A 17,921-nucleotide genomic window follows, 5' to 3' on the forward strand; every position below is an offset into this window, starting at 1 on the left:
CATCCTGAAAGGTGCACTGCGACCACGGGATGAACTTCTTGATCGTGGTCCTAAGACTAACACACCAACAGACCGAGCTGTCTAGTTATTTTCACGCTTGACCTTCACACGGTGTCAAGGTGTCGACTGAGGTCATGAACCTCAACGCCACAGACCCCTCTGTCCGCCTCCGCGCCGCACTGGACGCAGGCACCACACCGGACCCGGCGGACACCGCCACCGTCCGCGAACTCGTCGCCCGGTGCGCAGTCGAGCCGGACTTCTTCGTCCGCGACATGCTGACCTGGGCACTCACCAGGCACCCCGTGTCGATCACCCTGCCGCCGCTGCTCACCGAGCTACTCTCGCCCACGCCGCAGGCGCGGGCACAGGCACTGCACACCCTGTCGAAGATCGGTGAGGACTCCGCCTATCCGCACATCACCGATGATCTGCTCGGCGATGCCGACGATGACGTCGCACGCACGGCCTGGCGTGCCGCCGCCGGTCTTGTCCCGACGAGAGACGCACGACAGCTCGCGACCCGTCTCAGCACCCAACTGGGCCGTGGCCCCCGGGAACTGCGCCGCAGCCTCTCCCGGGTGTTCCTCCAGCTCGGGGAGGCCGGCCGGCCTGTCCTCGACGATGCCAGCACAGCTGGCGGCGTAGCCGCAGCCCATGCCGCAGCCACCCTGATCCTCCTCGACGACCCCGACTACGGTTTCGACGCGGCCGAATACGCGGTCGCCCACCCGGAGTAACAGCACGGATTAAGATCAGAGCATGCTCATCGGTGAGGTGTCGCGCAGGACGGGGGTCAGTACGCGGATGCTGCGGTACTACGACGCACACGGTCTGGTCACTCCGTCGCACCGCACCAGTGGTGGCTACCGGGAATACTCCCGTGGGGACCTCGGACGCCTGATGAAGGTAGAGTCACTGCGGTCCCTGGGCATGGGCGTCGAGGAGGTCCGTACCGCGCTCGACGACCCCGCCCTCGACGTCGCCGCCGTCGTCGACCGGTTGCGCGAGGAGACCCGGGAGAGGATCCTCGACGAACAGGCTCTTCTTGACCGGCTGGATTCCCTCCGGGACCACCATGACGATCCGCCGGACAGCTGGGATGACGTCCTGGCCGTCACGTCACTGCTCAGCGCCCTGCGGTCACGGCGTTCCGGTGCCCGGCAGTCCGCCGTCCTGCGCACTGCGCCGGGCCGGGCGACCACGGCGCTCGTCACGTCCTACCTGGACGAGGCGGGCCCCAACGTCGCCGGGACCCTACGCTGGTCGCTGGCACGCACCGGCGAGAACGCCGTCCGCGCACTCACAGCCCGGATGGCCTCGGCAGATGCGGCGGTACGCCTGCGCATCGTCGAAGCCCTCGGCGACATCGCCGGGGAAACCTCCACGGCAGCCCTGAAGATCCTGGCCGATGACAAGGAACACTCCGAACACTCCGAACGCTCCGTCCGCTCCCGCGCCGTCCTGTCACTCGCCCACCGGGAGGCCGACGACGATCTCACCGGGCGCCTGGTGGCCATGGTTGTCGACGGTGACCACGACGTCGACGCCGCTGAGGCTCTGGCGTCCCTGTGCCGTCGGCACCCGCACACGGCAGAAGAGGTCGTCTCGCAACTCGCGTCGTCCGGTGCCACCGCGCCGCAGGACGCCCGACTGCGCACGGTCCAGGCTCTCGCCGAACTCGTCGGCACCGCCGGAACAGCTGCCGTGACGGCCCTGTCGGCCTTCACCACCGACCCTGACCGCACCGTCGCGCTGACAGCCCGGGCACTCACCCGTCCGTAGCCAGGCGGGCGAAAGTGTCGAGGTCGTTGAACCGGCCCCGCAGCATCTCGGCGTCCCGGGCCGTCCCTTCACGGAAGAATCCGGCGTTGACCGCCACTGCGCAGGACGGGGCGTTCTCGGGGTTCGCCTTGATCTGGACCCGGTGCACACGGTAGTCGAAGAGGAACTCCGTGACTGTCCGCACCACCGCGGTCATCAGACCACGTCCGCGCAGGTGGGGTGCTGTGGTGTAGCCCAGTTCCACGCACCGGGCCTCTCTGCTGACCAACCGCACCTCGAGTGTTCCCCCGAACTGCCCCGGCGCGTCCGGATCATCGACGATCCACAGCATCGCCGTCGGGGAACGGGCCATCGTGCGCAGGAAAGCTTCGGCATCGCCGCGGGAGTAGTTCTCCTCCAGGTGGGTGAACCGCCGCGAATCCGCATGCCTGCTGGAGGTCACCAGTCCCGGCAGGTCACTGTCCACCGGTGCCCGCAGCCGCAATGTCGTCCCGTCGCCGAGCTCCCCGACGATGTCGGCGGACGGCAGTGGCCAGCTCAACGGCGCATCGGGATCGGTCATACCGACCGAGACTACTCTCCCAGCAACCAGTCATTGGGGCTGAACAACTCCACGTTCACCGCCGCGGGACGCAACACCTCAGCCTCCGCCTCCAACTGTGACCGGACACTCTGCAGGAACCCCGTACCGCCGCACAGGTACCAGGATGCCCCCACCGGAAGCACGGACTCCCCGGGGCTCGCGGCGAGCGTGGCCAGGTCGACGCCATCGCCGTCCGCGCGGTAGGACGTCACCACATGCACCGTCGCCCCGGCATCCCGGAGGGCCGCAACATAGCTGTCGGTCACCTCGCGCTGGGCGTAGGACGCCGCGTCCTCGTCTGCGTGGATCACCGTCACTGTCGGAGCAGTGCCGGCAGCGGCCAACGACGAGAGCATTCCCGTCATCGGGGTCGAACCGATCCCGGAGCTGACCAGTACCACCGGGACCGTGCCGGCCAGGACCCGGTCGTCGAGGACCAGGTCGCCGGCGGGCAGGGTGGCGTCCACCCGGTCCCCGACGGCGAGCCCGTCCAGCAACGCCCCCGATACCTCGCCGTCCCGCTGCACAGCGATGGTGAACCCTTCCACACCCCAGTCAACCAGCGAATACTGACGCAGCTGCCGGGCACCGTCCGGCAGCACCACCCCGATCGACACATACTGACCGGCACGCGCGTGGGCGAACTCCTCGGGGGCGGTGAACGTGAACTCGGTGACCGTCTCCGAGAGGTCACGGCGACCTGCCAGGACAGCATCGCGGAAGACATCGCCCGGTTCAACGCCTGCCTCCCGGTACATTCCCGACTCCGCACCGACGAGCACGTCGGCCATCAGCCAGTACACCTCGTCCCACGCCTCGGCGACCTCTGCGGTGACCGCGTCACCGAGGACCTCGACGATGGCGGCGAACAGGTGGTCGTGCACGATCTGGTACTGGTCCGCGGTGATTCCGAGCGAAACATGCTTGTGTGCGATCCGCGAGAGCATCGCCACCGGGTCCGGGGCGGACGGGTCGACGAGCATCGAGGCGAAGGTGGCGACCGAGGCCGCCAGCGCCTTCTGCTGCCCGCCCGAACGCTGGTTACCGCGGTTGAAGGTATCGCGGATGAGCTCCGGATGGGCAGCGAACATGCGGCTGTAGAAGATGGGGGTGATCTCGTTGATGTGCGCGCCGATCACCGGCAGCGTGGCTTTCACGGTCGCCTCGTGCTCAGGGGTGAGACGGCGGGACCGCACGGAATCGGACAATACGGACGTGGTGGTGCTGGACATTATGCTTCCTTACTCGTCAGCGTTGTGGTTGTTGTTGCCGTGGTTGTTGTTGTCGTGGGGCGGCACGGGGAGCGTCGGCATCCCCACACGAACCGGCCCGGCGTCCTGGCCTGCGGCATTCCGGTCGATGAGGTCGCCCAGTGTGATGCCGTCGAAGGTGGCGAAGAAGTTCTCCTGCGCATCGGCGAGCAGATGGCGGAGTGAACAGTCGCGACGGGCCAGCGGGCACGGGGTGTCGCCTTCGCAGTCCACGACTTCGTGGCGTCCCTCCAGGTCCCGCAGGAGCGTGCCGACGTCAACCGTCCGCGCGCCGTGAGCCAGATACACCCCACCGCTACGGCCCCGTACCGATCCGAGGATCCCGGCGCCGGTCAGCCGGGCGATGACCTTCTTCACGTGTGATGCCGGTGCTGCAGTCTGGACGGCGAGTTCACCGATGGTGCGCCGCTGCGCCGGGTCCGTCGCGCCAGCGGCCCCGGTGTCACCGAGGATCATCAGCGACCGGAGACCCAGGTCAGTGAACTTCGTGAGGTGCATAGACCCCACGGTAGGCTCCCCGAGACGCAAAGGTACATCTGAGATGCCCCATAAAAGAGCGGGCGATCACCAGGTCAGGGTATGTTTACCTGCCGCAGACCGGCCCATTCCTCCCGTGGGGCCGCACTGGGATTGATCTCCGTCACATTTTCTTCTCGCGGCGGCTTTCGGGGAGTTTTCTCCCTGACTGGCGGTGTGCTGTTGCTGGCACAGCAATCCCAGGGTGGTGCGGACGACAGAAACCACCCAGAGATGTCCGTCCCAGCGGCCGGCGCCCCCAACCCCGTGCCCCCGAACCCCCGGCGCAGCGCTACGCGGGGTACCGCGGATTCAACAGCCCCGATCCCACCGGCACGTCGGCAGGGTCGGTGCCCAGGGTGACCTGTTCATTGGCGTCGTCGACGAAGACGACCCGTGGGTTGTAGTCCTTGAGCTCCTCGGAGGTGTACTGCCCGTAGGCGATGATGATCACCAGGTCACCGGGGTGGACGAGGTGGGCTGCGGCGCCGTTGATCGAGATCATGCCGGAACCACGCTCGCCGGTGATGGCGTAGGTGGTCAGGCGGGCGCCGTTGTCGATGTCGACGATATCGATCTGCTCACCCTCGAGCAGGTCGGCGGACTCCATCAGGTCAGCGTCGATGGTGCAGGAGCCGACATAGTGCAGGTCGGCCTGGGTGACGGTCGCCCGATGGATCTTGGACTTCATCATGGTGCGGATCACGTGGAAAACCCTACTCTCTGCCCGACCTCGACGTCAGGTCTTCAGTGCTTTCAGGACCCTCGACTTCTTCGCCGATGTTGCGGAACCCGATCCCCAGCGGCACACCCACGTTGTCGATCAACCGGGTCGAGCCGACCCGTGCTGCGATGAGCAGGCGGGCGTCACCTTTCTCCGGTGCCTCGCCGAGGTCCAGACCCCGCAGTTCAAGGTAATCGACGTCCACATCCGGGGATGTGTCCAGCACCTGGCGTGCGGTGTCCAGTACGGCCTCTGCCCCGTCCTCGGCGACGTGGGCGCCGGCGAGCAGTGCCGCAGACAACGACAAGGCCGCCCCGCGTTCAGCGTCGGACAGGTAGACATTGCGGGACGACTTGGCCAGCCCGTCCGCCTCGCGCACCACGGGCACACCGTGGACCTGCACTCCGAGGTTGAGGTCCGTCACCATCTGCTGGATCAGCACGAGCTGCTGGTAGTCCTTCTCTCCGAAGAACGCGTGGCTGCAGTTGGTGATCTGGAACAGCTTCGACACCACGGTGAGCACACCGGCGAAGTGCGTCGGCCGCTTCTCCCCCTCCAGCACAGCGCCTGCCGGCCCCGGCAGGACGGTGCTGCGTGGACCGTTGGGGTACATCTCCCGGGGACTCGGGGCGAACACGGCGTCCACCCCGGCGGCGGCGAGCTTCTGGACATCCGAGTCCAGTGTGCGCGGGTACGCGTCGAGGTCCTCCCCCTCGGCGAACTGGAGAGGATTGACGAAGATCGACACCACGACCAGGGCCCGTGGGAGCTGCTGGGCGGCTCGGACCAGCGCCAGGTGCCCTTCGTGCAGCGCTCCCATGGTCGGGACGAGGACGACGGGGCGCCCGGCCTTGCGCATCGCACGGGTGAGCTCACCGATGCTGTCGATGTCGGTGTAGACGGTGGCCTGACCCGGGGTGAAACTCACCGGTGATTCTCCTGACAGGTGTGACGGCTGTGATGGCACAGGAAACTGGACGCTAAGACACGATAGTCGTCCTCCCCCGCCAGATCCCATTCAGGTCTGGTCCAGGGCCCGTTCGACATTCAGTGACCCCGCTGCGCGTGCTGTCCGTTCCGCATCCTGCCGGTAGGACGCCGCGAGGTCTGATTCCACGCCCGCCGGTGTTCCGGTCCGGCTCAACGCCGCGAGATGTCGCAGTACCGTGGCTGCGTCATCCCTCGCGGTGGGGCCGGTGAGCGCCGCCATGCGGCTCTCGAGCGCGCCATCGACAGCGGCAGGGATGATCCGCCGCAACAGCAGCGAGGAGCGCGGGTCCTCGATCCCGTCACCCAGGGCGTGGTCGAGCATCCGCAGAGACTCGACGACCTGGGTGACCAGATGGTTCGCCCCGTGTGCCATCGCGGCGTGGTAGACGGTGCGTTGTTCCTCGGCGATCGGGACGGGGATCCCGCCCATCGTCGCCACCAGGAGCTCGGCGACGGCTGCGCCGGTCTCGGAGTCACTGGTCACACCCCATGCACAGCCCACCAGGTTGTCGACGTCCTCCGGTCGCCCGCGGAACGTCATCGCCGGGTGAAGTGCCAGCGGCAATGCTCCGGTGTCGGTGACCGGTTGCAACACCTCGCACCCCAGTGCACCAGCCGTGTGGACGACGATCTGGCCGGAACGAACCACATCCGCCACCATCGTCACCACTTCCGGAAGCTCCGGATCAGGGACGGCGAGTACCACCAGGGCAGCCTGAGCGACATCCGCGATGCCGGCGTCGTCGTGGACGGGTACGCCGGGTAGACGCGTCCGGGCCCTCTCGCGGGACCGCTCTGACCTGGCGACGACCCCGTGCACATGATGTCCGGCCCGCAGCAGGCTCTCGGCGACGGCGGTACCGACGGCTCCGGCAGAAATGACGCCGACCGACAGGCGGGGTTCCTGTCGGTCGGCGGGGGTCGTGGCGTTCACGGCGATGAGTCTACCTGTCGTTCTACCGGGCGTTCTTCTTCATCTGCGCCATCAGCTCGGCGACGGTCACGCCCTGGTCACTCTCGTCGGCGCGGCGACGACCGTGCGGCTCGGCTTCCTCGGCGCGGCGACGACGGCCGGGCGCGGGCTCTGAGACCGGCTCCGGGGCCTGTTCCGGAACGGGTTCCGGAGCGGGTTCCGCAGCCTTCTCCGGTTCCGGGGCAGGCGTGTCCTGCTGCTCGGACCAGCGCGGACGAGTCTCGGGGCTCTGGGCCGTCTCCCGGGGCGCCGTCTCCGTCGGCTCGGCGGCATCCATCGAGCGGGTGTCGACGACCATGGGGATCTGCGTGGTGTCCTCACTGTCCGCGCCAGACCACCGCACAGCGGCGAATGTGCCCGTGGAGAAACCGCCGCGACGCCCACCGGAACGGTTCTCGCCCTGCTTACCGGCACCGTTCCCAGTGCCTTCTGTGCCTTCTGTATCCCCTGCGCCCTCCACGCCTCTGGCCGTAGTCTTCCCACGGGTGTCCTGCCCGGCTGTCGGACGGGCCTGCTCGCCGGCACGGGAGACGTTGCGCTCCAACTCGATGATGCGCTCGGCGCGGGCCTTCAACGACACCTGCTCGTTGTTCCAGTCGCCGCCGGAGAGGTCGGAAAGCTGCTCACGCATCGCCTCCAGCTCCTTACGGATGGCGTCGAGCGTCTTGTCGTGCTCGCTGCCGAGGCGACTGCGGTAGTCGTTCTCCAGCTGGACCTCACGGCGCTGCGACTCCGAACGTTCCCGCTCCATCTCGGCCCGGTGGCGGCGCTCCTGCTCCTGACGGCGGCTACGCTCCTCACCGATCACGCCGGAATAGCGCGACACCAGGATCGCTCCGAAGAACGCGGCCCACAGCGAGGTGATGACCGCGACATTGAGCCACACCTCCGAGTCGACGAAGAACATGATGATCGTCGCCGCGAGGGCGAGGACGAACACCAGGTACATCAGCAGCTTCAGACCGTTTCCGGGCGTGGAGGAACCGCTCCGGCTCGACGGATCAGGAAGCCGGTGCGAATCGTCGGGCGAATACGCGGAACTCATGGCGTCAAGAATACATCTCCATGTCCTTCCTCACCGTCGGCATCGCCGGGAGGGACGAGACAACTTCGTTCCAGCAGGACACCGGCAACCGCCATGGCCACCGCTGCCAGCAGAGACGTCACCGCTCCGGGGGTGTCCTGCTGGGCGGCGAGAAGCTCCCCGTGTCGCAGGAGAACGTACACCGTCACTCCGCCGTAGAAGCCCGCCACCAGAGAACCGATCCATGCCGCTGCCTTGCCGAACACGGCGCACCGGGAGATGAACACCGGCGACATCTGCGAGCGGTCCTGCCCCACCTCCCCCTCGGCGATCCGACGCCGCACGGTCACCGCCAGCACGCCGGCCACCACAGCGAAGATCCACAACGCGGTGGACCCGCTGACGCTCATCGAGGGAAAGCTGCCGTAGAAGACCCACACACCGGCGAAGGACACGACACCCGCGGCCACCGCCGAGGTGACGAGCAGCCCGACACTGGTCTGGTTCATGGGGCCCATCGTACGTCGGGAAGCACACGGATTCCCTCCGCCGTCCCTGACGCGCCCGCCTCCGGACCCTCGCAGGCGGTCAGCCATTCCCGGACGGGGCGACCGTCCAACACGGCGTGTGGGTCAGCGTCCAGCCAGGGCACGAGGACGAACGGCCGCTGGTGGGCCCACGGGTGCGGCAGGATGAGTTCCTCACCCCACCGACCGTCACTGCGGATGCCGGCGTAGTCGATGATGTCGATGTCGAGGGTGCGTGGACCCCAGTGCCGGTCACGCACCCGACGCGCCACCTGCTCCAGGTCCTGGCAGTGTCGAAGCAGGGCCAACGGGTCGAGTGTGGTGCGGACGGTGAGGACGCAGTTACGGAACTCGTCCTGGTCGGTCACCCCCCACGGCGGGGTGGCGAACATCGCACTGGCGCTGACCGGGACGACCCCCTCAACGGCCACGAGAGCGTCAGCGGCACGACGGATCTGCTCCTCGGGGCCGGACAGCGCACCCGGCAGGTTCGACCCGAAGGCCAGGACGGCCGGGACGGCCCGGTCAGCAGAATCCTCAGGGGTGTGGTCGGTCATGTCCTGGTCCCGGGGGTTTTACGTGACCGGCGGGCGACCACGCGGACATCGGAGAACGGATGGTGGATCGGCGCATCCGGTTTGTGCACGGTGACTTCCACGGCGAGAACTCCCTCGACGTCGTTGATCTGGTCGGCGATCGACGCGGAGACCGTCTCGATCAGGTCCATGCTCGGTCCGGAGACAATCCCCACGGCGATGTCGGCGAGATCGACGTAGGAGATCGTCCTGGCGATGTCATCGTCGGCGACGGCGGCGGTGAAGTCCGTCCAGACCACCAGGTCGACGATGAACTTCTGCCCCTGCTCCTTCTCGAAGTCGTAGACACCGTGGTAGCCGTAGACCTCCAGTCCGGTCAGCTCGATACGGTCAGCCACGGCGGGCCCTCCATCCTTCAGGTAAAGCCGGACCGCGGCCGGTGGCCACGGACCGTGCGACATCCACGGCGGCGCGGTTCGCGGCGACGCTGTGGACGCGGACGGCCCAGGCGCCGGACGCTGCGGCGAGGGCGCTCACCGCCGCGGTCGCATCATCGGCCGACTCGGGCGTGCCCGGTGCTCCGTCCGGTCCCGGACGCAGCGCGGTGAGGAATCTTTTCCGGCTCGCACCGATGAGCACACGGTATCCCAGCGTCATGTAGGAACGCATACCTGCCAGCAGCGCCCAGTTGTCGTCGGCGTTCTTGGCGAAGCCGAGACCGGGGTCCAGGATGATGCGGTCGGGGTCGATGCCGGCGTGCTCGGCGCGGGACGCCAGGGACGGCAACAGGTCACAGACGTCGGCGACGATGTCCCCTCCGTGGTCGGCACGTCCGGACGCGGACTCGAAGCGCTCCGCACGCCAGTGCATCAGGCAGTAGTCGACCCCGGAGTCCGCGACGGTGCGGTACATCGCGTCATCGGCCAGCCCGCCGGACACGTCGTTGACGATGTCGACCCCGGCCTCGATCGCCGCTGCAGCCGTCGACGCGCGCATCGTGTCGACGCTGGTGGTCACCCCTTCTGCGTGCAGTGCCCGAATGACGGGGACGACCCGCTCTGCCTCGAGTTCCGCCGGCACGCGCGTGGCGCCGGGCCGGGTCGACTCCCCACCGACGTCGATGATGTCCGCGCCGTCGGCGACCATGGCCCGGGCGTGCGTGAGAGCCCGGTCGGTGGTCGTCCACTCCCCTCCGTCGGAGAAGGAATCCTCGGTGACGTTGAGGATCCCCATCACTGCCGTCGTGGCCGTCGTCGCTGTCGTATCTGTCATGGCTGCCATCGCGGGGATGCCGTCCTGCCCGCCGCTCAGCGACCGCGGATGAGGCTGAGTGCCTCGGCGCGGGAGCGGGCGTCCTCACGGAAACCGCCACGGACCGCCGATGTCACGGTGGAGGCGCCCGGCTTCCGGATGCCCCGCATCGCCATGCACAGGTGCTCGGCCTCGATGACGACGATGACGGCGTGCGCCTGGAGCCGCTCCGAGACAGCGTCGGCGATCTGGCTGGTCAGACGCTCCTGGACCTGGGGGCGCTTGGCGTAGCCGTCGGCCAGCCGCGCGAGTTTCGACAGACCGGTGACCGTCCCCGACTCCCCGGGAATGTAGCCGATGTGGGCGTGTCCGTAGAACGGTACGAGATGGTGCTCGCAGGTGGAGTAGATCGGGATGTCCTTGACCAGGACGAGTTCGCGGTGGTCCTCGTTGAAGGCCTTGGCGAGTACCTCCGCCGGGTCCTCGTAGAGTCCACCGAAGGACTCACGGTACGCGCGGGCGACCCGCGCCGGAGTCTCCTGCAGCCCTTCCCGGTCCGGGTCCTCCCCCACGGCGAGCAGGAGTTCACGCACCGCAGCCTCGGCGCGCGCCTGGTCGAAGACCCGGCCGCCGTCGCGGCTGTTGTCACTGTCGGTCACAGAGTCGGTCACGGTGTCAGATCAGTCTTTCTCATCGGAGTCGTCAGGGCGGTGATGACGTCCACCGTCATGCTGGCCGCTGTTCTGGGCCCTCAGGTTACGCGTCGGCGCGTCGTCGCTTGTCCACGGGTTGTCCGGTTGTTCACTGTCCGGGAGCCGGAAACCACGCAACGGCTGGTCCCCGGCGCTCTCGGCACTCTCAGCCTCGCCGGACGTTCCGTAGCTGCTTTCACCGGGATGCCGGCCCGGTTCATCCGGATTCACCCGGTCCTGGCCGCCCCACAGGTGGTCGGGGTGTGACTGCCCGCTCCACCGCCCGGGGGTGCGCGGTGCCTGCGGGTGGTCCTGCTTCTGCTCCAGTTCATCGGCCTGCTGGCGTCGGCGCCGCTCGATGCGGGCCTTGCGCGCCTCGGAGAAGAAGTCGTTGCGGGCGGGAAGTTCCTCGCCCCGCTCGCGCGCCAGCTCGGTGGGTGTCTTCACCGGCTCGCGGAAGTCCTTCGGGTGGTCGATGTCCTGGTTCGGGAAGATGTCGCTGACCTCGACCGGTTCCATGTCCTCGAAGATCGCCTCGAGGTCCGGACGGCGCAGCGTCTCCTTCTCCAGCAGCTTCTCGGCGAGACGGTCGAGGTAGTCGCGGTTGTCCCGCAGGATCCGGTAGGCCACCCCGTGTGCCTTCTCGATGAGCATACGGACCTGGTCGTCGATGGTCGCCGCCACAGCAGGCGAGTACTCCAGGGAGCCCTGCCCGCCCCTCCCGACGAAGGGGTCGCCCTGTTCCTCGCCGTACTTCACCGCACCGAGCTCCGGGCTCATGCCGTACTCGGTGACCATGGAGCGGGCGATCTTCGTCGCCTGCTCGATGTCGGCGGAGGCACCGGTGGTCGGCGATCCGAAGACGAGTTCCTCGGCTGAGCGGCCACCCATGGCGAAGACCAGGCGCGCGAAAAGTTCCGACCGGTTGTACATGCCCTTGTCGTCCTCCGGGACGGCCATCGCGTGACCGCCGGTACGGCCGCGGGCGAGGATGGTGACCTTGTAGACCCGCTCGATGTCCTTGATGCCCCAGGCGGCGAGGGTGTGACCGCCCTCGTGGTAGGCGGTGACCTTCTTCTCATGCTCCGAGATGATCTTGGTGCTGCGTCGCGGACCACCGATGACCCGGTCGGTCGCCTCCTCGAGCGCATCACCGGTGATGACGTTCCCGTCCACGCGGGCTGTCAGCAGCGCCGCCTCGTTCAGGACGTTGGCCAGGTCCGCACCGGACATACCCACCGTGCGCTTCGCCAGGGAGTTCAGGTCCACGTCCGGAGCCAGGGGCTTGCCCTCGGAGTGCACGCGCAGGATCTGCTCACGTCCGGCGATGTCGGGGTTGCTGACGGGAATCTGACGGTCGAACCGCCCCGGTCGCAGCAACGCCGGGTCGAGGATGTCCGGACGGTTCGTCGCAGCCATCAGGATGACGTTCTCCCGGTCGCTGAAACCGTCCATCTCCACGAGCAGCTGGTTGAGTGTCTGCTCGCGCTCGTCATGGCCGCCGCCCATGCCGGCACCACGCTGGCGGCCCACCGCGTCGATCTCGTCGACGAAGATGATGCAGGGGCTGTTCTCCTTGGCGGTCTTGAACAGGTCACGCACCCGGGAGGCGCCCACGCCGACGAACATCTCGACGAAGTCCGAACCGGAGATCGTGTAGAAGGGCACCCCGGCCTCGCCGGCCACCGCGCGGGCCAGAAGGGTCTTGCCCGTGCCGGGAGGCCCGTAGAGCAGGACGCCGCGGGGGATCTTCGCCCCGAGGTGCTCGTAGCGCTCCGGATTCTGCAGGAAGTCACGGATCTCGTCGAGCTCCTCGACCGCCTCGTCCGCACCCGCGACATTGTCGAAGGTGGTGTCCGGGTTGTCGACGTTGAGTTCCTTGGCCTTCGACTTGCCGATATTGAACGCCCCACCCGGGCCGCCCTGCATCCTCGTGAGGAAGAACAGCAGCAGGCCACCGATCAGCAGGATCGGCAGCAGCATGACCAGCAGGGAGCCGAGGATGCTGTCCTGGGTGACGTTGGTGGTGTAACTGTCGGCGTCCGACGCCTCGACGCGGTCGAAGACGGTGTCGGCGGCCCGCGCAGGGTACTGGGCGGTGACCTGGTCGATCCCGTCCTTGCCGTCGACACTGATGTCGTTGCGCAGCGTCATCTGCAACTGCTGCTCACGGTCGTTGATCTGCACCTCGGCGACATTGTTGTCGTCGAACTGCTGCATGGCCACTGACGTGTCGACGTCGTCGTAACCGCGGGTGGAGTCGGTGAGGACACCGAAAGCGTAGATGACGACGAGAACCGCGGCGGCGATGGCGGCGATCCTCAGAACCCTCTTCTTGTTCATAGTCCCACTAGCGTATCGCAGGACCGGACATACCGTTCCTAGCTGTACACGCTGGGGCGCAGCGTCCCGACCCACGGCAGGTCACGGTAACGCTCCGCGTAGTCCAGGCCGTAACCGACCACGAAATCGCTGGGGATGTCGAACCCGATGTCGGTCGTCTCCACGTCACGCTCCACCGCATCGGGCTTACGCAGCAGGGTGACCACCTCGAGGCTCTTGGGGCCCCGTCCCTTCAGGTGGTCCACCAACCAGTGCAGGGTGATGCCGGACTCGATGATGTCCTCGAGAATGATCACGTTCCGACCGGCGATGTCGCGGGTCAGGTCCATGCGGATCTCCACGGTGCCGGAGGACTCCGCCGACTGACCGTAGGTGGACAGGGCCATGAACTCCATCTGCGTGGGAATGTCCATCGCCCGGGCGAAGTCCGCGATGAAGTAGGTCGCCCCCTTGAGCACACAGAGCAGGATCGTGTCCTCGTCCTCACCCCGGTAGCGGTCGCTGGCGGCCTTCGCCATCTCGGCGATCCGGGCGTGGAGTGTGGCTTCGTCGACGAGAACACCCTCGACGTCGTCGTGGTAACAGTTGTCGGGTACGTCGGCGCTCTTGGCGATCATCACGGGGTCCTGTCCTCTTGCTCTAGTACTAGCTGACTGCCGGTGGTCGTCCGACGGCGACGCACCACCAGTCGACGGGTGCCTCCCATTGTAGAGGTCCGGGACAGTGCCGACGGCGACCCGGTCTCCGGATACGGCACCGCGACGGCCCCCTGCCCGTGCCAGTCGGCGACCAGAGCGTCCAGCGCCTCCAGATGCCGCGAGGTCAACGGCCCCACCCGCGACCCCAACCACCGACGCAGGACGCGTCGACGCAGGGGACCGGGATGCTCGACGAGTACGCCGACCGGGAGAACTGCCGAATCACTCCCGCCGACCGCGGACAGCACCCGTCGTGCCTGGTCGTCGAGCAGGTCAGCGTCCTCCCGGAGCAGCCGGGCCGAGCGCGCCAGCGCGTCACCGACATGCTCACCGAGGATCTCCCGCGCCAGGGGCAGCAGCTCGTTGCGGACCCGCGAACGCAGCACGGTGGCACTGGCGTTGTGCGGGTCGTGCCAGACGTCGATTCCGAGCTCGGCACAGCTGCCGAGGGTGTCGGCGCGGGTCGCGTGAAGCAGCGGACGTCCGAGCCACCCGGCTCCCGCCGAGACAACGGGGTGGTCACCGGCGACCTCCCGCAACCCGGCGAGGCTCCCCGTCCCCGACCCCCGCGCCAGCGCCAGCAGCAGCCCCTCAGCGTCATCGTCGGCGGTGTGTGCCACGAGGACGGGACGTCCTGCCGCGCACTCCCCCAACGCGCGGTACCGTGCGTCCCGGGCGGCCGCCTCCCCCGGACCTGTGACCTGTACCCGCACTGTCCGTGCCGTCGCCCCCAGCGCCCTGCAGGTCCGCGCCGCCTCGCGGGCCACCTGGGCAGAACCGTCCTGCAGGCCGTGGTCGACGGTCACGGTGGTCACGTCGAGCCCCGTATGCACACACGCCGCGGCCAGTGCCAGCGAGTCCCCTCCGCCCGACACTCCGCAGACGACGGCGTCTCCCCGGGACAGGCACGGAGCGTGTGCCGAGAGGAAACGCCGCAGGCTGTGACGGACCTCGAGGGTGTGGGGCGTGTCAATCATGCGCCGCTCTCCGGCTCATGTCGCCGAACGCAGGGCGGCCGCGAGCCGGTCCAACGCCGCCCGGCCCTCGTCGGCATCCGAGCCGTTCGACAGGAACGCGAAACTCAGGGTCCGGCCCGACTCGGTGGTCACCGTGCCCGCCAACGTGTTCACCCCGTCCAGGGTTCCGGTCTTCGCACGCACCCACCCGGCGCCACCGGTGGCACCGGAGCCGTCTCCGTACCGGTCGAGCAGGGTGCCGTTACCCGCGGCGACGGGTAGTCCGTCCAGCATCACCCGCAGATCGTCGTCCGTCCCGGCGGCCGTGATGATGCCGTCGAGGATGCGGGCGTTGAGCCGGTTGCTCTCGCTCATCCCGGAGTTGTCCCGCAACACCACCTTGCTGACGTCCAGCCCCTCCTCCGTCAATGCCGCGAGGGTCGCTTTCGTCGCCCCGTCGAACGTCGGATCCTCGCCACGCGCCTGCGCGACCTCCCGACCGACCGCCTCAGCGAGCAGGTTGTCACTGTGCAGGAGCATGTCGCGGATTCGCGTGCTCAGTGTCGCGGAGTACACCGTCGCCAGTGCCGACTCGTCGCTGACGTCGACTGCGCTGTCGGTCACCGAGACTGTCGCCCCGTCGGCCCCCAGCGCCGACGCCAGAGCATCGCCCACGTCAGAGGCCGGGGTCGTCGACCGCGGCGAGTAGGAGTCCGTGGGATCCAACCGCCCGGCGTCGAGCATCACCGCCGACAGCGGGGCCACGTTGCCGGCACCGATGTCGTCACGCGACCAGGTCCTGTTGAACAGCGACCCGGCGCGCGCCGAATTATCCACGACGATCTCGGTGATATCGGTGCCGCCCAACGCATCGGTGACCTGTGTAGCAAGGTCATCGATATTGGCCGGGGACGTGAAGAAGCCCGACCCCTCGGACCGTTCGAGGGTGATGTCCCCGTCGCCCTTCAGGACGATCTGGCCCGGCTTCGCCCCCGGGTACACCGTTGTCGCGACCCGTTCGTCCTCATCAAGGGTGACGAGGGCTGCGGTCGCCGTCGCCAGCTTCGTGGCGGAGGCGGGCACCAGCATGGTGTCCGGGTTCTCCGACCACACCTCCTCGCCTGTGGCGATGTCCGTGACGTGCCCGGACAACCGTCCCAAGGCGGGATCAGACGCCGGCCTCGCGAGCTCGTCGCTGACGTCCGGAGCGGGGCCGTCCGTCTGTGCCGGTGCCAGGACGGGCGACGGCTCGGGCAACGGTTGCGCATCCGCCACGGTGTAGGCGTTGCGCTGGTGGATCACCAGCGCGGCAACCACCACCACGATGACGGCCACGAGGAAAGCCAGGATGCCGTACAACCAACGGCGCGAGGCGGACTTGCTCATCGGGGCATCGATGCCTTCCTGCGAGGGAGCTGAATGCATGTAGGACCACACCAGAGTATCCGACGACCAGAGGAGTACCGAAGGACCGTCCGGTCCGTCCCCGGAGGTTCCCCTGTATTCTCCTGCGCCGACCGGGTGACGGACCGTAGTGTCAGAACCATGACGACCGAGCTGCTCACCACCACCCGCACGATCAACGCCACCCCCGAGAAGGTCTGGGCCGTTGTCTCCGACCTCACGGCCATGGGCGACCGCAGCCCCCAGTGCAAGAAGATGTTGGTCCTGGGCGGCACCCCCGGAGTCGGTACTACCACGCTGAACCTGAACCGCCGCGGCGTCCTGTTCTGGCCCACCTGGTCGAAGATCACCCGATGGTCGCCGAATGACGGTCTCGAGTGGCGCGTCCCCATCAACGGCTCGAGGTGGCGGTTCGAACTCACCGACAACGGCGACGGCACCACCGAGCTCACCGAGTCGCGCATCGTCGACGGTGACACATCCCTGATCTCGCGCGCCATGGTCGCGACCGCCCTGGGCGGAAACGAGACGTTCGAATCCGAGTTGAAGACGGGGATGGACCGGACCCTGGCGGCAATCGCCGACTCCGCTGAGCGGGCAGGGTAAACTCACGACCCATGAGCATCGAAGTCACCATCGAAATCCCCAAGGGTTCCCGCAACAAGTACGAGGTCGACCACAAGACCGGCAAGGTCTACCTGGACCGTTACCTCTTCACCCCGATGGCCTACCCGGCGGACTACGGGTTCATCGACGAGACCCTCGGCGAGGACGGCGACCCGTTGGACGCCCTGGTGATCCTGCCGGAGTCCGTCTTCCCGGGTGTCATCGTCGAGGCCCGCCCGGTCGGTGTCTTCAAGATGACCGACGAGGCCGGCGGCGACGACAAGCTGCTCTGCGTCGTCGACGACGTGCGCTACGAGAAGTTCCAGGACATCAACGACATCGCCCAGGACGTCAAGGACGAGATCGAGCACTTCTTCGTCCACTACAAGGACCTGGAGCCCGGCAAGGAAGTCAACGGCTCCGGCTGGGGCGACAAAGCCGAGGCCGAGCGGATCCTCGCCGAGGCCGTGGAGCGCCACAAGTAGGACAGGCGGGGACCGCAAGCACGTTTTATGACTCTTTATGAGTCGGGCAACTCATGAAGAGTCATAAAACGCAGTAGTCTCGGAGGTATGCAGCCGAGCCCCTTCACCCCAAGTTCCGTGAGTACGAGCGTGCCGGGACGACAGAAGAACATCGAGGACTTCCACCAGCAGCTCGCCTATACGTCACAGTTCCGCAAGCTGGGTGGCCAGATCAACGTCACCGTCGGCCCCCGGGGTATCGGCAAGACAAGTCTGCTTCGTTACCTGCAGACCACCGTTGGGACGGCAGGTTTCCAGACCGTGTGAGTCACCGCAGGCGACGGCCCGTTCCTCCAGTCGCTGAGTGAGTCCATCGACCGTTTGTCCTCCACGTGGCAGGAGGCGCTGCGTAAGCAACTCTCCGGGTTACTGCGTAGACTGTCTGTCACCATCGGCGGTATCGGTGTGACGGTCTCGTCCGATCCGTCTTCCGCGGCCACCCCTGCGAGTACCGGACGCGCACTTCAGGATGTCATTACCGCCGCGACCGACGGGTCGTAGACAACGGAGCGTCCGGG

At 67.5% G+C, this 17,921-nt stretch carries 22 protein-coding genes; 6 read left to right on the plus strand and 16 right to left on the minus strand.

The annotated features are described in order from the left end of the window. Positions 1-134 precede the first annotated feature (134 nt). Together FS507_RS10190 and FS507_RS10195 are read left to right on the plus strand one after the other, a co-directional pair. Complete coding sequence (locus FS507_RS10190) at positions 135-740, plus strand: HEAT repeat domain-containing protein (RefSeq protein ID WP_145942739.1); 606 nt, start codon at positions 135-137, stop codon at positions 738-740. Between the two features lie 22 nt (positions 741-762). After that, positions 763-1,785 (plus strand): MerR family transcriptional regulator, encoded by a 1,023-nt coding sequence (locus FS507_RS10195; RefSeq protein ID WP_145942674.1) that lies wholly within the window; start codon positions 763-765, stop codon positions 1,783-1,785. On the opposite strand, the gene FS507_RS10200 is transcribed toward FS507_RS10195, so the two are convergent. From FS507_RS10200 to dacB, 16 genes are all read right to left on the minus strand, one after another. Beyond that, positions 1,772-2,347: a GNAT family N-acetyltransferase gene (locus FS507_RS10200; protein ID WP_145942675.1), complete on the minus strand. Its 576-nt coding sequence runs from the start codon at positions 2,345-2,347 to the stop codon at positions 1,772-1,774. The two genes, FS507_RS10195 and FS507_RS10200, sit on opposite strands and share 14 nt — an antisense overlap. A gap of 11 nt (positions 2,348-2,358) precedes the next feature. Continuing rightward, complete coding sequence (locus tag FS507_RS10205) at positions 2,359-3,600, minus strand: globin domain-containing protein (RefSeq protein ID WP_145942676.1); 1,242 nt, start codon at positions 3,598-3,600, stop codon at positions 2,359-2,361. A gap of 9 nt (positions 3,601-3,609) precedes the next feature. Continuing rightward, positions 3,610-4,137, minus strand: coding sequence for an RrF2 family transcriptional regulator (locus FS507_RS10210; RefSeq protein WP_145942677.1), 528 nt, complete (start codon positions 4,135-4,137; stop codon positions 3,610-3,612). A 310-nt stretch (positions 4,138-4,447) separates the two neighbouring features. Beyond that, positions 4,448-4,861, minus strand: coding sequence for an aspartate 1-decarboxylase (panD, locus tag FS507_RS10215; protein ID WP_075816363.1), 414 nt, complete (start codon positions 4,859-4,861; stop codon positions 4,448-4,450). A 10-nt stretch (positions 4,862-4,871) separates the two neighbouring features. Beyond that, the gene (gene panC, locus FS507_RS10220; protein WP_145942678.1) at positions 4,872-5,807 is read right to left on the minus strand and encodes a pantoate--beta-alanine ligase; all 936 of its coding nucleotides are present in this window, start codon (positions 5,805-5,807) and stop codon (positions 4,872-4,874) included. A gap of 90 nt (positions 5,808-5,897) precedes the next feature. Further along, complete coding sequence (locus FS507_RS10225; protein ID WP_145942679.1) at positions 5,898-6,803, minus strand: Rossmann-like and DUF2520 domain-containing protein; 906 nt, start codon at positions 6,801-6,803, stop codon at positions 5,898-5,900. 22 nt (positions 6,804-6,825) lie between these two features. Further along, complete coding sequence (locus FS507_RS10230) at positions 6,826-7,887, minus strand: DUF6779 domain-containing protein (RefSeq protein WP_260853300.1); 1,062 nt, start codon at positions 7,885-7,887, stop codon at positions 6,826-6,828. Further along, positions 7,884-8,375, minus strand: coding sequence for a DUF3180 domain-containing protein (locus FS507_RS10235; protein WP_145942680.1), 492 nt, complete (start codon positions 8,373-8,375; stop codon positions 7,884-7,886). Before FS507_RS10235 ends, FS507_RS10230 begins: the two co-directional genes overlap by 4 nt. Further along, the gene (gene folK / locus FS507_RS10240) at positions 8,372-8,950 is read right to left on the minus strand and encodes a 2-amino-4-hydroxy-6-hydroxymethyldihydropteridine diphosphokinase (protein WP_145942681.1); all 579 of its coding nucleotides are present in this window, start codon (positions 8,948-8,950) and stop codon (positions 8,372-8,374) included. The genes FS507_RS10235 and folK overlap by 4 nt, the downstream gene beginning before the upstream one ends. After that, positions 8,947-9,327: a dihydroneopterin aldolase gene (gene folB, locus FS507_RS10245; RefSeq protein ID WP_145942682.1), complete on the minus strand. Its 381-nt coding sequence runs from the start codon at positions 9,325-9,327 to the stop codon at positions 8,947-8,949. The genes folK and folB overlap by 4 nt, the downstream gene beginning before the upstream one ends. After that, positions 9,320-10,201 (minus strand): dihydropteroate synthase, encoded by an 882-nt coding sequence (gene folP, locus FS507_RS10250; protein WP_145942741.1) that lies wholly within the window; start codon positions 10,199-10,201, stop codon positions 9,320-9,322. The genes folB and folP overlap by 8 nt, the downstream gene beginning before the upstream one ends. 35 nt (positions 10,202-10,236) lie before the next feature. Further along, the gene (gene folE / locus FS507_RS10255; RefSeq protein ID WP_260853302.1) at positions 10,237-10,851 is read right to left on the minus strand and encodes a GTP cyclohydrolase I FolE; all 615 of its coding nucleotides are present in this window, start codon (positions 10,849-10,851) and stop codon (positions 10,237-10,239) included. 9 nt (positions 10,852-10,860) lie between these two features. Next, positions 10,861-13,215 carry an ATP-dependent zinc metalloprotease FtsH gene (ftsH, locus tag FS507_RS10260; protein WP_145942683.1) on the minus strand — a complete coding sequence of 785 codons (2,355 nt, stop codon included), beginning with the start codon at positions 13,213-13,215 and terminating at the stop codon, positions 10,861-10,863. Between the two features lie 38 nt (positions 13,216-13,253). Further along, the gene (gene hpt / locus FS507_RS10265; protein WP_145942684.1) at positions 13,254-13,832 is read right to left on the minus strand and encodes a hypoxanthine phosphoribosyltransferase; all 579 of its coding nucleotides are present in this window, start codon (positions 13,830-13,832) and stop codon (positions 13,254-13,256) included. Further along, positions 13,832-14,890 (minus strand): tRNA lysidine(34) synthetase TilS, encoded by a 1,059-nt coding sequence (gene tilS / locus FS507_RS10270; RefSeq protein WP_145942685.1) that lies wholly within the window; start codon positions 14,888-14,890, stop codon positions 13,832-13,834. The genes hpt and tilS overlap by 1 nt, the downstream gene beginning before the upstream one ends. A 15-nt stretch (positions 14,891-14,905) precedes the next feature. Beyond that, complete coding sequence (gene dacB, locus FS507_RS10275) at positions 14,906-16,294, minus strand: D-alanyl-D-alanine carboxypeptidase/D-alanyl-D-alanine endopeptidase (RefSeq protein ID WP_260853304.1); 1,389 nt, start codon at positions 16,292-16,294, stop codon at positions 14,906-14,908. A gap of 120 nt (positions 16,295-16,414) precedes the next feature. Between dacB and FS507_RS10280 the strand changes: the two genes are divergently transcribed. From FS507_RS10280 to FS507_RS10295, 4 genes are all read left to right on the plus strand, one after another. Then, a complete protein-coding gene (locus FS507_RS10280) occupies positions 16,415-16,879 on the plus strand; it encodes an SRPBCC family protein (protein ID WP_145942686.1) in 465 nt (154 codons plus the stop codon). 11 nt (positions 16,880-16,890) lie between these two features. Further along, positions 16,891-17,364, plus strand: a complete 474-nt coding sequence (locus FS507_RS10285) for an inorganic diphosphatase (protein WP_038550181.1) — start codon at positions 16,891-16,893, stop codon at positions 17,362-17,364. A 117-nt stretch (positions 17,365-17,481) separates the two neighbouring features. Continuing rightward, complete coding sequence (locus tag FS507_RS10290) at positions 17,482-17,670, plus strand: ATP-binding protein (RefSeq protein WP_145942687.1); 189 nt, start codon at positions 17,482-17,484, stop codon at positions 17,668-17,670. Between the two features lie 54 nt (positions 17,671-17,724). Continuing rightward, positions 17,725-17,904, plus strand: coding sequence for a hypothetical protein (locus FS507_RS10295; RefSeq protein ID WP_145942688.1), 180 nt, complete (start codon positions 17,725-17,727; stop codon positions 17,902-17,904). Positions 17,905-17,921 lie beyond the last annotated feature (17 nt).

The sequence above is a fragment of the Corynebacterium glyciniphilum AJ 3170 genome, from assembly GCF_007673095.1.
Taxonomy (GTDB): Bacteria; Actinomycetota; Actinomycetes; order Mycobacteriales; family Mycobacteriaceae; genus Corynebacterium.

Coding starts and splice junctions, on each gene's coding strand:
- ftsH (WP_145942683.1), bottom strand. CDS start 13,215: ATGAACAAGAAGAGGGTTCTGAGGATCGCCGCCATCGCCGCCGCGGTT.
- hpt (WP_145942684.1), bottom strand. CDS start 13,832: ATGATCGCCAAGAGCGCCGACGTACCCGACAACTGTTACCACGACGAC.
- FS507_RS10205 (WP_145942676.1), bottom strand. CDS start 3,600: ATGTCCAGCACCACCACGTCCGTATTGTCCGATTCCGTGCGGTCCCGC.
- FS507_RS10285 (WP_038550181.1), top strand. CDS start 16,891: ATGAGCATCGAAGTCACCATCGAAATCCCCAAGGGTTCCCGCAACAAG.
- FS507_RS10280 (WP_145942686.1), top strand. CDS start 16,415: ATGACGACCGAGCTGCTCACCACCACCCGCACGATCAACGCCACCCCC.
- FS507_RS10210 (WP_145942677.1), bottom strand. CDS start 4,137: ATGCACCTCACGAAGTTCACTGACCTGGGTCTCCGGTCGCTGATGATC.
- folP (WP_145942741.1), bottom strand. CDS start 10,201: ATGACAGATACGACAGCGACGACGGCCACGACGGCAGTGATGGGGATC.
- FS507_RS10200 (WP_145942675.1), bottom strand. CDS start 2,347: ATGACCGATCCCGATGCGCCGTTGAGCTGGCCACTGCCGTCCGCCGAC.
- FS507_RS10235 (WP_145942680.1), bottom strand. CDS start 8,375: ATGAACCAGACCAGTGTCGGGCTGCTCGTCACCTCGGCGGTGGCCGCG.
- tilS (WP_145942685.1), bottom strand. CDS start 14,890: ATGATTGACACGCCCCACACCCTCGAGGTCCGTCACAGCCTGCGGCGT.
- dacB (WP_260853304.1), bottom strand. CDS start 16,294: ATGCATTCAGCTCCCTCGCAGGAAGGCATCGATGCCCCGATGAGCAAG.
- FS507_RS10230 (WP_260853300.1), bottom strand. CDS start 7,887: ATGAGTTCCGCGTATTCGCCCGACGATTCGCACCGGCTTCCTGATCCG.
- FS507_RS10190 (WP_145942739.1), top strand. CDS start 135: ATGAACCTCAACGCCACAGACCCCTCTGTCCGCCTCCGCGCCGCACTG.
- FS507_RS10195 (WP_145942674.1), top strand. CDS start 763: ATGCTCATCGGTGAGGTGTCGCGCAGGACGGGGGTCAGTACGCGGATG.
- folK (WP_145942681.1), bottom strand. CDS start 8,950: ATGACCGACCACACCCCTGAGGATTCTGCTGACCGGGCCGTCCCGGCC.